This is a genomic window from Acinetobacter sp. AHP123 (genome assembly GCF_023757925.1).
GTDB classification, from domain to species: domain Bacteria; phylum Pseudomonadota; class Gammaproteobacteria; order Pseudomonadales; family Moraxellaceae; genus Acinetobacter; species Acinetobacter oleivorans.
On record NZ_CP092454.1, the window covers coordinates 461,316 to 474,812 of the forward strand.

Sequence of the window (13,497 nt, forward strand, 5' to 3'; positions counted from 1 at the left end):
CATTTCTAACTTAGAGCGGGTTCGAAGTTTCCTTCATATATAAAAAAGGACTCATATAGAGTCCTTTTTTATGGTCTTACTGCATCTAAATTAATAGATTAATTTAATTTCCCATAAAGAAACACCCCGGTTTCTTTCGAGACCGGGGTGTTAGAATAATGAGCTGGCGATGACTTACTCTCACATGGGAAACCCCACACTACCATCAGCGCTAAGAGGTTTCACTTCTGAGTTCGGGAAGGGATCAGGTGGTTCACTCTTGCTATGGTCGCCAGCACAACTGGTATGGATACTTGCATTGGTCTTAATATGCCGATGCGTTTTCCAAATCTTTACAGATGGGCTGATTGAATCTTACTTTATTTGTTCATTTTAGCTAAGCATATAACTAAATCAAGTTGCTTTGCATATTAATGAATCGATTGATGCTTTATATACAACTGCTTGGGTGTTGTATAGTCAAGCCTCACGAGCAATTAGTATTGGTCAGCTTCACATATCACTATGCTTCCACATCCAACCTATCAACGTCCTAGTCTCGAACGGCTCTTTAGAGGACATAAAGTCCTAGGGAAATCTTATCTTGAGGTAGGCTTCCCGCTTAGATGCTTTCAGCGGTTATCCCTTCCGAACATAGCTACCCGGCGATGCGACTGGCGTCACAACCGGTACACCAGAGGTTCGTCCACTCTGGTCCTCTCGTACTAGGAGCAGATCCTCTCAAATTTCCAGCGCCCACGGTAGATAGGGACCGAACTGTCTCACGACGTTCTAAACCCAGCTCGCGTACCTCTTTAAATGGCGAACAGCCATACCCTTGGGACCTGCTTCAGCCCCAGGATGAGATGAGCCGACATCGAGGTGCCAAACACCGCCGTCGATATGAACTCTTGGGCGGTATCAGCCTGTTATCCCCAGAGTACCTTTTATCCGTTGAGCGATGGCCCTTCCATACAGAACCACCGGATCACTAAGACCTACTTTCGTACCTGCTCGACTTGTGGGTCTCGCAGTTAAGCGCGCTTTTGCCTTTATACTCTACGCGTGATTTCCGACCACGCTGAGCGCACCTTCGTACTCCTCCGTTACTCTTTAGGAGGAGACCGCCCCAGTCAAACTACCCACCAGACATGGTCCTCGCCCCGGATTACGGGGCAGAGTTAGAACCTCAACATTACCAGGGTGGTATTTCAAGGACGGCTCCATTGGAACTAGCGTTCCAACTTCAAAGCCTCCCACCTATCCTACACAAGTAAGGTCAAAGTTCAATGTCAAGCTGCAGTAAAGGTTCACGGGGTCTTTCCGTCTAGCCGCGGGTACACTGCATCTTCACAGCGATTTCGATTTCACTGAGCCTCTGCTGGAGACAGCGCCGCCATCATTATGCCATTCGTGCAGGTCGGAACTTACCCGACAAGGAATTTCGCTACCTTAGGACCGTTATAGTTACGGCCGCCGTTTACTGGGGCTTCGATCAAGAGCTTCGCTTACGCTAACCCCATCAATTAACCTTCCAGCACCGGGCAGGCATCACACCCTATACGTCCACTTTCGTGTTTGCAGAGTGCTATGTTTTTAATAAACAGTTGCAGCGGCCTGGTTTCTGTGGCTGCCAATAGCTCAGACCGCAAGGGTCATCACCGTCAGCAGCGTACCTTCTCCCGAAGTTACGGTACCATTTTGCCTAGTTCCTTCAGCAGAGTTCTCTCAAGCGCCTTGGTCTACTCGACCTGACCACCTGTGTCGGTTTCGGGTACGATTCCTGTGTAACTGAAGCTTAGAGACTTTTCCTGGAAGCATGGTATCAGCCACTTCGCTGTACAAGTACAGCTTGCTATCAGATCTCAGCATAGAGCACCCCGGATTTGCCTAAGATGCATGCCTACTTCCTTCCACCTGGACAACCAACGCCAGGCTGACTTAACCTTCTCCGTCCTCTCATCGCATTACACAGAAGTATTGGAATATTAACCAATTTCCCATCGACTACGCCTTTCGGCCTCGCCTTAGGGGTCGACTCACCCAGCCCCGATTAACGTTGGACTGGAACCCTTGGTCTTTCGGCGAACGGGTTTTTCACCCGTTTTGTCGTTACTCACGTCAGCATTCGCACTTCTGATACCTCCAGCATACTTCTCAATACACCTTCATCGGCTTACAGAACGCTCCCCTACCACTTGACTAAAAGTCAAATCCGCAGCTTCGGCACATAGTTTTAGCCCCGTTACATCTTCCGCGCAGGCCGACTCGACTAGTGAGCTATTACGCTTTCTTTAAAGGGTGGCTGCTTCTAAGCCAACCTCCTAGCTGTCTATGCCTTCCCACATCGTTTCCCACTTAACTATGATTTTGGGGCCTTAGCTGGCGGTCTGGATTGTTTTCCTCTTGACTACGGACGTTAGCACCCGCAGTCTGTCTCCCGGATAGTACTCATAGGTATTCGGAGTTTGCATCGGTTTGGTAAGTCGGGATGACCCCCTAGCCGAAACAGTGCTCTACCCCCTATGGTATTCGTCCGAGGCGCTACCTAAATAGCTTTCGGGGAGAACCAGCTATCACCAGGCTTGATTAGCCTTTCACCCCTATCCACAAGTCATCCCCTGGCTTTTCAACGACAGTGGGTTCGGTCCTCCAGTTAGTGTTACCCAACCTTCAACCTGCTCATGGATAGATCGCCTGGTTTCGGGTCTATACCCAGCAACTAAACGCCCTATTAAGACTCGATTTCTCTACGGCTCCCCTATACGGTTAACCTCGCTACTGAATATAAGTCGCTGACCCATTATACAAAAGGTACGCAGTCACCGAACAAGTCGGCTCCCACTGCTTGTATGCATGCGGTTTCAGGATCTATTTCACTCCCCTCACAGGGGTTCTTTTCGCCTTTCCCTCACGGTACTGGTTCACTATCGGTCAGTCAGGAGTATTTAGCCTTGGAGGATGGTCCCCCCATATTCAGACAAGGTTTCACGTGCCTCGCCCTACTCGTCATCATTATGTGTGCCCTTTCGTGTACGGGAATATCACCCTCTACGTTCGCACTTCCCAGAGCGTTCCACTAAAACACACATAACTTAATGGGCTGATCCCCGTTCGCTCGCCGCTACTAAGGGAATCTCAATTGATTTCTTTTCCTAAGGGTACTGAGATGTTTCACTTCCCCTCGTTCGCCTTGCAACACTATGTATTCATGTTGCAATACCTACCTTAAAGTAGGTGGGTTCCCCCATTCAGAAATCTCCGGATCAAAGGATATTTGCCGCCTCCCCGGAGCTTATCGCAGGCTATTACGTCTTTCATCGCCTCTGACTGCCAAGGCATCCACCACATGCACTTAATTACTTGACTATACAACCCCAAACAGTCGTCAACACTTACAAGTGAGTGTTGTCCGTGCGATTCTTCATCGCTACTATCTGTTGTCTGTGTACTTAAACACTGTACAGCTTCAATCTAAATTCATATACCAAAACGCTTGATTCAGTTAATTTGCTAGTTCTCAATTCATCTAGATTAATTACTTAATCTAAACTCTTGAGTGAACAATTTATTTCAGACTCAATTTTGCCAATCTGTTAATGAATAAACATGCCTTCGTCAGGTCATGCTTAATACCGTGATACTTAAATCACAGAAGTTAATAAACCAAGATCTAAATCTTTATTTACTAATTTCTGTAATCCGAACTTCTCTTAAGTTCTGGTGGAGACTAGGAGAGTCGAACTCCTGACCTCCTGCGTGCAAAGCAGGCGCTCTACCAACTAAGCTAAGTCCCCAGCTTACATCATCAGTCATGTATCTTTTATCTATAACTTCAACCAGTCAAAGTCATGGTGGGTCTGACAAGACTTGAACTTGTGACCCCACGCTTATCAAGCGTGTGCTCTAACCAACTGAGCTACAGACCCTCAGATACATCTATGAAGAACAACTTGTTGTGGATTCTTACCAATCGTCAATCTTTCGTTAAGGAGGTGATCCAGCCGCAGGTTCCCCTACGGCTACCTTGTTACGACTTCACCCCAGTCATCGGCCACACCGTGGTAACCGCCCTCTTTGCAGTTAGGCTAGCTACTTCTGGTGCAACAAACTCCCATGGTGTGACGGGCGGTGTGTACAAGGCCCGGGAACGTATTCACCGCGGCATTCTGATCCGCGATTACTAGCGATTCCGACTTCATGGAGTCGAGTTGCAGACTCCAATCCGGACTACGATCGGCTTTTTGAGATTAGCATCCTATCGCTAGGTAGCAACCCTTTGTACCGACCATTGTAGCACGTGTGTAGCCCTGGCCGTAAGGGCCATGATGACTTGACGTCGTCCCCGCCTTCCTCCAGTTTGTCACTGGCAGTATCCTTAAAGTTCCCGACATTACTCGCTGGCAAATAAGGAAAAGGGTTGCGCTCGTTGCGGGACTTAACCCAACATCTCACGACACGAGCTGACGACAGCCATGCAGCACCTGTATGTAAGTTCCCGAAGGCACCAATCCATCTCTGGAAAGTTCTTACTATGTCAAGGCCAGGTAAGGTTCTTCGCGTTGCATCGAATTAAACCACATGCTCCACCGCTTGTGCGGGCCCCCGTCAATTCATTTGAGTTTTAGTCTTGCGACCGTACTCCCCAGGCGGTCTACTTATCGCGTTAGCTGCGCCACTAAAGCCTCAAAGGCCCCAACGGCTAGTAGACATCGTTTACGGCATGGACTACCAGGGTATCTAATCCTGTTTGCTCCCCATGCTTTCGCACCTCAGCGTCAGTGTTAGGCCAGATGGCTGCCTTCGCCATCGGTATTCCTCCAGATCTCTACGCATTTCACCGCTACACCTGGAATTCTACCATCCTCTCCCACACTCTAGCTAACCAGTATCGAATGCAATTCCCAAGTTAAGCTCGGGGATTTCACATTTGACTTAATTAGCCGCCTACGCGCGCTTTACGCCCAGTAAATCCGATTAACGCTTGCACCCTCTGTATTACCGCGGCTGCTGGCACAGAGTTAGCCGGTGCTTATTCTGCGAGTAACGTCCACTATCTCTAGGTATTAACTAAAGTAGCCTCCTCCTCGCTTAAAGTGCTTTACAACCATAAGGCCTTCTTCACACACGCGGCATGGCTGGATCAGGCTTCCGCCCATTGTCCAATATTCCCCACTGCTGCCTCCCGTAGGAGTCTGGGCCGTGTCTCAGTCCCAGTGTGGCGGATCATCCTCTCAGACCCGCTACAGATCGTCGCCTTGGTAGGCCTTTACCCCACCAACTAGCTAATCCGACTTAGGCTCATCTATTAGCGCAAGGTCCGAAGATCCCCTGCTTTCTCCCGTAGGACGTATGCGGTATTAGCATTCCTTTCGAAATGTTGTCCCCCACTAATAGGCAGATTCCTAAGCATTACTCACCCGTCCGCCGCTAAGATCAGTAGCAAGCTACCTCTCTCCGCTCGACTTGCATGTGTTAAGCCTGCCGCCAGCGTTCAATCTGAGCCATGATCAAACTCTTCAGTTAAAAATCATTTTGCACCTTATTAAAGACAAGGTGCCAATTCTGGCTCATCAATTTTCTGACTTAAATTTCGCTCAAATAAACTTCGAGTAATTTAAACCAATCAATCAATGATAATATTTCGATCGATCAATCAGTAAAAATCCACACAAGTTGTTCTTCAATTCTCTTAATGATCTTCTTCCTGGTTCGTCACCAGCAAGCTAGGTCGGCTATATTACTCTTAATCTCTTAAAAGTCAACAGGTAATTTCGATATTTTTAAAACTTAATCTCAAAACCAACTTCTCATCAAATTCATCACTTAAAGCAACCAACTTAATTCCAAGTAACTGTTTTTCAACAAGTTCTTATCTGCATCACCGCCGATGGATGTGCATTATAGACCATTAAATTCCTTTGACAACCCCTTTTTTAATTTAATATTACCACATGTTCGTTTTTTAGTCATTTTAGCATTTTATCTATATTATTTGATCAATTTTACCTTGATAATAGGTTATCAACTTTGTATTAAAACATATCTCCACCCAACTGCACATTAAGTATTAGCCTGGCTGGCGGTTAAGGAATTATATGAATTATTCTAATTTAATTTTACTAAGCGTGTTATCTGTAGGTGTTTGTACCTCTATATATGCTCAAGAAAACACGGTAAGTGAATCTACTAATGCTAGTTCATTAGAAGAAACAGGGCCAAACCATCCCCGTTCACAAATTATTAAAGATCTAAAAAATATTAAAGTTAAAGATTTAAAAATTAACGCAAATGCAGCTCAACCAGATCTTGTCAAAGATCCTTTGCAATCATTGAATCGTCCAATTTATTCTTTTAATGATATGTTGGATCGTAATTTTTTACGCCCAGTTGCTGTTCAATATAGAGAAAAAACCCCAGAAGATGTACGTGGTTCTTATCGCCAATTCCGTAAAAATCTTGGTGAACCATGGAATGCTGTCAATCAGCTTATTCAAGGCCGCCCTGGTCGTGCAGCAAAAACTTTAGGCCGATTTACAATTAACACCTTAACCACTCTTGGTTTGGCTGATCCTGCAAGTCGCTTAGGTTTACCAACTGAAGAAGAGAATTTTGGTGTAACTCTTGGCTACTATGGCGTTCCTTCTGGCCCCTTCCTTATGTTGCCTTTTTTTGGTCCAAGCACCTTACGTGATGGTTTTGGTTTAGCAGTAGATGCTCAAGCTCGTCCACAAAAATACGTTATGGATGATCAAGAAGGTCTTTATTGGTCGAGTAATCTATTACAAGCTGTGGATACACGCGCCCAATATCTTGACTTAGATCAAACCTTACAAGGTGATCAATACGCTATGATTCGAGACTTATACCTCCAGCGTAAAGCATTCCAAATTGCAGAGAAAAAGGGCGATTCTGCCGATGTGTCTTTCATTGATGATGACTCAGAAGATACACCAGATGAGAATCAAAACCCTTAACATGAAATAAAGGTGTTGCTTGGATTAAGAGTTAGGCAATACCTTGATTTTGATCATACATACTCTATGATGAATAAAGTGATCATATAAAAGGACTACCATATCTTCTATGTATTTTATTAAACCGACACGCTCTATTCCTTATTTAGAGCAAGCTTTGGATAAACTGCCAGGCTTACAAGTCATTAACATAGATGATTTAGATTTATATGATCCAACCATCATTGCAATTGCAGATGTACAAGATTTCCTGACTTATAAATGGAATTTGCCAACGGTCGTAATTGCTTTTGAACATGAAGGTACCGCTTTAGCGCATGCATGGGAAGCAGGTGCTCTTGCAGGCTGGGTGTGGAATCAATTACCTAGTGATTTAAATAAAGCCCTATCAAGAATTGATGCTCAATATAAGCGTAATCAAGATAGTCGTGATTTACCTTCGGCTGCTGAACTGCAAAAACGATTATTGCCTAATCCAATTGATCTATTAAATTATGAAGTCGAAACTTTCTTTCAGCCTTCAGCTTATCTTTCCGGTGATTGGTACGACTATTGGAAATTAAATGACAAAGAAGTTTTATTCTATCTTGCTGATGTTTCAGGTCATGGTGTAACCAGTAGTTTATTAACATCATGGATGGCAGCATTTCATGGTCGCTCTAAGACCCCAAGACAATTAATAAAAAAATTAAATGGGATGTTAGTTCAAGAGAATATCGAAAAGCACATTACGATTGTGGTGGGTATTTTAAACCTTGAAACACACACTCTTCGCTGGTCAAGTGCTGGGCACTACCCTCCTCCTATCATTTTTGAGCCTAATCAGGCACCGAAGATTCTAACAACGAGCAGTTTCCCACTAGGTTTAACTGATGAACTTGAAGTTGAAGAGCATATTTGTACATTAAATCGCCATTCTCGCTTCATTGTTTGCTCGGACGGAGCCCTCGAACCTTTTGATGGCGGTTTAAACGATCAGTTCCAACAATTGGTCCATCATTTGCAAAATCAATCATTTCAAGCACCCGATCATGTGGCCGACGATATTGCCATCTTCAGTCTTTGTCGAATGAATTAATTTACGAATCAATTAATTACATAATATACGACTTAAGGACTCTTGAGTCTGGGATGGCACTATGTGATAATTTTTCTATCCTTCTCTGAAAATGGCATTTATATGTCAACAGGTCATGTTGAATATGCAAGTTTAAATGGAACGCATATTTTCAAACTTATTGGTGAAGTGCGAGCCCATTCTTGTATAAGTCTAGACAAACTTTTAAACAGAATTGAACAGCAAGAGAATGTTGTAGGTGCAATCGTTGATTTAACCCAAACAACATTTATTGATAGTACTGTATTAGGCATCTTAGCTAAGCTAGGTTTAAAGCTTAAACAGACTCATCATATTCAAGCTGTGATGCTATCTACCAATCCAGATATCACAACCTTAGCCAACAGTATGGGGCTAGGGCAGGTTTTTGTCATTTTGAATTATTGTGGTGATCCTAACGTTTGCACATTAACGTTAACAGATGAACAAATCACTCATAATGCAATGCTAAGAACTGTTCTGGATGCACATAAGACATTGATGAAACTCAATGCAAACAATCAGAATATGTTTGAGCCACTTGTTAAGCAGTTACAGAAAGAACAAGATACTCTTGAACAGGTATCGGACAAGCAAAATGCCTGATTTTCACCATTAAGCCGGATTAGAATATGACCCTCGTTTCTGTTGCTCAAATGAACTCTCAAGATGATATTGAAAATAATTTTCAAGTCATTGAGTCTTTGATTCAACAGAGCAAGGCGCAAAATGCCAGTTTGATTGTTTTCCCCGAAAACTTTGTATGTTTTGCTGCTGGAAAACAACGTGAAACTGCTGAGCAATTTGAATCTATTCAACAAAGGCTTGAGAAACTCGCACATCAATATCAAATCTGGATTGTGGCTGGCACCTTACCCTGCCCATTCCGTCCAGATGGATCCACTATTCAAGATGGTCGCGTCCGAACTGTTAGCCTCTGTATTAGCCCTGAGCGTACAGAAGCGCGTTATGACAAGATCCATTTATTTGATGTACAAGTGGGTGATGCTGTCGGTGGTTATCAGGAGTCTCGTTTCTTTGAACCAGGAACAGACGTAGTAGTCACATCTACCCCTTTTGGCAATATTGGCTTAATGGTATGTTATGACTTGCGTTTTCCAGAGCTTGCTCTAACGCTAAGACAACAAGGCGCTCATATTCTTACTGCCCCTGCTGCATTTACCTATACAACTGGACAAATGCACTGGCAGCTTTTGTTACAAGGTCGGGCAATGGATAGCCAATGTTATGTTTTAGGTGCAGCACAACAGGGCTGGCATGGTGAAAAACGACAGACCTGGGGACACTCTGGGGCAACTGATAGTCGTGGCCAAATTTTAAGTATGATTGGATATGAAGGAAATGGTTTAATTACTGTGCCCTTTGATCTAACGGCGCAAGATCTCGTCCGCTCTTCAATGCCTCTAATGACACACCGTAAATTAATTCACTATTAAAAGTTTAATTATTCATGTGGAAATACTTATTTAGCTTTTTTTGCTTGGGGGCAAATATTCATTGTTATGCTGAGTTTGGGACAACGAATCATTTCGTTTCACCAACGGCACAGCTCAAATCAGATATTCTTCCCTCTACTCCTAAAGATATTCCTTTGCCTGCATTTGGCCAAAGAATAATTGGATGGGGAACGGGTGCAGAAGGCGCAAGACAACGTTTAGAAAATATTCAGCCAGCAGATGTTTCTATGATTAAAAAACAAGGAACAACGCTTGAAATGATTACTGCATGGCAAGATTTTTATGAACAAGAGCAACAACGCAATGCAAATAATCCTACCGCTAAATATCGTGCGCGTTTAATGAAAAAAATTGCAGATCTGTGGTAGACAATTTTATCTAAAATATTTTTATGTTATGGAATAATTGGATTAATTATTCCATTTTTTATGTCTCTTAATTTACTTTATTCATAACCTATTCTTATGAACATTTAAGAAACTGAATAGAACGCGATATACTACAAAAGCAATACAGAGTTTCTTTGAGGAATATATGGACCAAGACTGTCAAAACTTAAAGCTTGAGAATCAATTGTGCTTCCTCATTTATTCAACAAATTTAGCGCTTAATCAACTCTACAGAAAACTTCTCGCGCCTTTGGGGCTTACCTATCCTCAATATTTAGTGATGTTAGTTTTGTGGGAACAGGATGAAGTGACTGTTTCAGAAATTGGCACCAAACTTTTTTTAGAATCATCCACTCTCACTCCTATCTTGAAAAAGTTAGAAGCCCTACGTTTACTTCATCGTACCCGCTCAACTCAAGACGAGAGACAAGTGATTATTACACTTAGCGATGAAGGAAAAAAATTAAAAGATCAAGCATTGGATATTCCAGCAGGCGTACTAGAAGCAAGTTCATGTGACATGACAACACTATTAGGCTTGAAAGATCAACTTACCAAACTCCGTACAAATCTAGTTAAATAAACAGCAATTTTTTCAAAAAATATACTTGTCAAAATAATTAAGTCGTGTACGATATATTTGTATTCAATTTATTTTAGGAATAAAAACGATGTCATTAGAAAAAGTTGTTTATCGTGCAAAAGCTAAAGCAACCGGTGGTCGTGATGGCCGCGCAACTTCATCTGACGGTGTATTAGATGTACAACTTGGCGTACCTAAAGAAATGGGTGGCGCTGGTGGTGCGGTAACAAACCCTGAGCAGTTATTTGCAGCTGGCTATTCAGCATGCTTTTTAGGAGCTTTAAAATTTGTTGCAAACCGCGATAAATTTAATATTAGTAAAGATGCTTACGTAGAAGGTGAAGTAGGTATTGGTCCAATTCCTACAGGTTTTAGCATCGAAGTAACTTTAAATGTTTACTTAGTGGGTATGGACCGTGAAGAAGCTGAAAAGTTAGTTGCAGCAGCTCATATTGTTTGTCCATATTCAAATGCAACTCGCGGTAATATTGATGTGACTTTTAATATTGTGACTGAATAAGTTTTATTATTAAAAATGCCCGAATCATATCGGGCATTTTTTATTGCATGTTACAAATTAGACTTCACTTGCTTCATTGGTTACTCGAAGCACTTCTTCAAGTGTCGTTTTACCTGCGAGTACTTTGCGCAGACCATCATCACGAATAGAACCTGAATACTCACGAGCATGATTTTCTAATTCATATTCAGCCGCATTACCATGAATGAGACGACGCATCGGTTCATCAACTGGTACGATTTCATAAATGGCTGTACGTCCATTAAAGCCTAAATGTGAGCAATGGTCACACCCTTTGGCTTCAGGTAACTGCAACAATGGTTCATTATGAATATGTTGAAAAACCTGTTTTTCAAAAGTATCAGCTTCACGCCATGTCATACAATGTGGACATAAGGTACGAACCAAACGTTGAGCAATCACCCCAATTAAAGAGCTTGATAATAAGAAGGGTTCAATCCCCATATCTTTAAGTCGAGTAACCGCACCAATAGCTGTATTGGTATGTAGTGTCGATAAAACCAAATGTCCAGTTAACGATGCTTGCACTGCAATTTCAGCCGTTTCCAAGTCACGAATCTCACCTACCATCACCACATCTGGATCTTGACGCAACATTGCCTTTAAAGCACGAGCAAACGTCATATCCACTTTGGTATTCACTTGTGTTTGACCAATGCCTTCAAGTTGATATTCAATCGGATCTTCGGCAGTTAAGATGTTCCGCGTATTATCATTTAGATCAGATAGAGCTGCATACAAAGTCGTTGTTTTCCCCGAACCTGTAGGCCCTGTGACCAAAATAATGCCATGAGGACGATGTACTAACTGAGTTAAACGCTCATAGTCATTTGCCATTAATCCCAAGTGGATCATATTAAGTCGACCAGCTTGTTTATCGAGCAAACGCATTACAACCCTTTCACCATGTGAAGATGGTAAAGTCGAAACACGAACATCTACTTCTCGGCCAGCAAGGCGTAAAGAAATACGCCCATCTTGTGGCACTCGCTTTTCTGCAATATCGAGTTTTGCCATGACTTTAATACGTGAAACCAGCAACGGTGCCAACTCACGGCGCGGCTGTACAACTTCACGTAATTGACCATCTACACGTAATCGTACAGATAATTTCTTTTCGAAAGCTTCAATGTGAATATCAGAAGCTCCTACTCGAATTGCCTCTGAAAGTAGCGCATTGATCAGACGAACAATAGGTGCGTCATCTTCTTGATCCATCAAATCTTCTGTTTCAGGAACCTGATCGGCCAAACTCAATAAATCCGGATGATCTTCTAAACCTGCTGCAACTTGTTGTGATTCCCCTGTATCACCGGCATAGCTTGTACTTAAGAGCGTATTAAATTCTTGTTCAGTACATAATTGGAAGTGAGCTGGCTTACCTAGAATTCGTCTTGCTTCCTGCAATGCAATTTTTTCAGTGTTTTGACGTCTAATAATAAATACTTGATCACCGTCATAACGAAATAAAACACCATGACGCTTGGCAAAACTATATGGAACTTGTATTTGTTTCAATATTTGCATCACAATTTATAATGATGAGTAAGATGATTTTGAGTGTACTCTAAGCAGATTACAGCGTGAAGTCTGTTTAACAACTCGGTAGAGGAATTTTACGTCTTGTTTGAAAATAATGAATATCAGCCTCGCCCCCAAAATTCCTTAAAATGGTGGGGAGAGCAGCACTTTGAAATTAACCAGTCCAAAGCATGGCAATTTGGTTCAATGCTTTTTCGTCTAACGCGCGGTATAAAAGAATGGCGTATCGAATATTATCGCCCATCTCTTCAAGACGATAATGAGCAAGATTGGCACCCAATTGCGGATCCGAATTTTGCCTTTCCGCATACTGTTCAAGTAGAACGCTACATGTTTCGGAAAACTAATCCAGAATTTTTACTTATGCCCCGTCTGGCAGACCGTTCTGTGGTCATTAAACCCGTTGATCCTATCTACATTCCGGCAGGTCAACGCGGAACTCTTTATATTAGTACACCATTATGGATTGCAGGCTTAGTTGAAAGTCAGCATGAACCTTTGTTTGAGATTCCCGTGATTCAGCCTAAAGATACGTGGTTTGGTCCTAATGCACAGCAAGGTGAAATCTGTTATGCGACTTCCGTGGATGGCCGTACTGATTTGAATCTATTAACACCACGTGCTTTCCGTGCTGTTACTCCAATCGACTTTCACAACACCAGTAATCATCAATTGCGTTTTGACCGCATGAACGTGCCAGTTACCGCTCTGCCTCTTTTTTATAGTGAAAGTACCGGTCGTTTATGGACTTCTCAAATTAAAGTTTATTATGAAGGCTCTGATCGTCCTGCACGAATTCGTATTGAAAACCGTACCCCCCCGCTTGCTGGTGAAGTGACCTATGTTCACCCACCACGTTCACCCGGTGGAGCATTATTCAATATGTTTGATTCATTCTTTTAAGAGGTTTAT

9 protein-coding genes, 2 tRNA genes and 3 rRNA genes are annotated in these 13,497 nt (G+C 42.8%); 8 read left to right on the forward strand and 6 right to left on the reverse strand.

Annotated features, from left to right (window positions below; genetic code table 11):
• Positions 1–161: 161 nt before the first annotated feature.
• The 5 genes from rrf to MJX77_RS02210 form a co-directional block, all read right to left on the reverse strand.
• Positions 162–276 (reverse strand): 5S ribosomal RNA (rrf, locus tag MJX77_RS02190).
• 179 nt (positions 277–455) lie between these two features.
• Positions 456–3,348: ribosomal RNA gene (locus MJX77_RS02195) — 23S ribosomal RNA — on the reverse strand.
• Positions 3,349–3,700: 352 nt separating this feature from the next.
• Positions 3,701–3,776 (reverse strand) — tRNA-Ala (locus MJX77_RS02200).
• A 55-nt stretch (positions 3,777–3,831) separates the two neighbouring features.
• Positions 3,832–3,908: transfer RNA gene (locus tag MJX77_RS02205), tRNA-Ile, on the reverse strand.
• A gap of 59 nt (positions 3,909–3,967) precedes the next feature.
• A 16S ribosomal RNA gene (locus tag MJX77_RS02210) occupies positions 3,968–5,505 on the reverse strand.
• The 16S, 23S and 5S rRNA genes sit together here with 2 tRNA genes alongside, the layout of an rRNA operon.
• A 572-nt stretch (positions 5,506–6,077) precedes the next feature.
• Here MJX77_RS02210 and MJX77_RS02215 point away from each other — a divergent pair.
• From MJX77_RS02215 to MJX77_RS02245, 7 genes are all read left to right on the forward strand, one after another.
• Positions 6,078–6,956, forward strand: coding sequence for an MlaA family lipoprotein (locus MJX77_RS02215; protein ID WP_225995796.1), 879 nt, complete (start codon positions 6,078–6,080; stop codon positions 6,954–6,956).
• Positions 6,957–7,065: 109 nt separating this feature from the next.
• The gene (gigA, locus tag MJX77_RS02220) at positions 7,066–8,034 is read left to right on the forward strand and encodes an RsbU family protein phosphatase GigA (protein WP_252060462.1); all 969 of its coding nucleotides are present in this window, start codon (positions 7,066–7,068) and stop codon (positions 8,032–8,034) included.
• 102 nt (positions 8,035–8,136) lie between these two features.
• Positions 8,137–8,658: an anti-anti-sigma factor GigB gene (gigB, locus tag MJX77_RS02225; protein ID WP_002117273.1), complete on the forward strand. Its 522-nt coding sequence runs from the start codon at positions 8,137–8,139 to the stop codon at positions 8,656–8,658.
• A gap of 26 nt (positions 8,659–8,684) precedes the next feature.
• Positions 8,685–9,509, forward strand: coding sequence for a carbon-nitrogen hydrolase family protein (locus MJX77_RS02230; RefSeq protein ID WP_252060463.1), 825 nt, complete (start codon positions 8,685–8,687; stop codon positions 9,507–9,509).
• A gap of 14 nt (positions 9,510–9,523) precedes the next feature.
• Positions 9,524–9,898, forward strand: a complete 375-nt coding sequence (locus MJX77_RS02235; protein WP_004794496.1) for a DUF4951 domain-containing protein — start codon at positions 9,524–9,526, stop codon at positions 9,896–9,898.
• A 166-nt stretch (positions 9,899–10,064) separates the two neighbouring features.
• Positions 10,065–10,502: a MarR family winged helix-turn-helix transcriptional regulator gene (locus tag MJX77_RS02240; protein ID WP_013198912.1), complete on the forward strand. Its 438-nt coding sequence runs from the start codon at positions 10,065–10,067 to the stop codon at positions 10,500–10,502.
• An 88-nt stretch (positions 10,503–10,590) separates the two neighbouring features.
• Positions 10,591–11,022: an organic hydroperoxide resistance protein gene (locus MJX77_RS02245; RefSeq protein ID WP_107880781.1), complete on the forward strand. Its 432-nt coding sequence runs from the start codon at positions 10,591–10,593 to the stop codon at positions 11,020–11,022.
• Between the two features lie 57 nt (positions 11,023–11,079).
• Here the strand turns inward: MJX77_RS02245 and gspE are convergent, their stop codons facing one another.
• A complete protein-coding gene (gene gspE, locus MJX77_RS02250) occupies positions 11,080–12,570 on the reverse strand; it encodes a type II secretion system ATPase GspE (RefSeq protein ID WP_049837851.1) in 1,491 nt (496 codons plus the stop codon).
• A gap of 96 nt (positions 12,571–12,666) precedes the next feature.
• Between gspE and MJX77_RS02255 the strand changes: the two genes are divergently transcribed.
• Positions 12,667–13,488 carry a DUF432 domain-containing protein gene (locus MJX77_RS02255; RefSeq protein WP_151822292.1) on the forward strand — a complete coding sequence of 274 codons (822 nt, stop codon included), beginning with the start codon at positions 12,667–12,669 and terminating at the stop codon, positions 13,486–13,488.
• The last annotated feature ends 9 nt before the right edge of the window (positions 13,489–13,497 follow it).

Bases quoted from the DNA above. Each gene is read 5' to 3' on its own strand.
- MJX77_RS02215 (WP_225995796.1), top strand. From the start codon at position 6,078: ATGAATTATTCTAATTTAATTTTACTAAGCGTGTTATCTGTAGGTGTT.
- gigA (WP_252060462.1), top strand. From the start codon at position 7,066: ATGTATTTTATTAAACCGACACGCTCTATTCCTTATTTAGAGCAAGCT.
- gigB (WP_002117273.1), top strand. From the start codon at position 8,137: ATGTCAACAGGTCATGTTGAATATGCAAGTTTAAATGGAACGCATATT.
- MJX77_RS02230 (WP_252060463.1), top strand. From the start codon at position 8,685: ATGACCCTCGTTTCTGTTGCTCAAATGAACTCTCAAGATGATATTGAA.
- MJX77_RS02235 (WP_004794496.1), top strand. From the start codon at position 9,524: ATGTGGAAATACTTATTTAGCTTTTTTTGCTTGGGGGCAAATATTCAT.
- MJX77_RS02240 (WP_013198912.1), top strand. From the start codon at position 10,065: ATGGACCAAGACTGTCAAAACTTAAAGCTTGAGAATCAATTGTGCTTC.
- MJX77_RS02245 (WP_107880781.1), top strand. From the start codon at position 10,591: ATGTCATTAGAAAAAGTTGTTTATCGTGCAAAAGCTAAAGCAACCGGT.
- gspE (WP_049837851.1), bottom strand. From the start codon at position 12,570: ATGCAAATATTGAAACAAATACAAGTTCCATATAGTTTTGCCAAGCGT.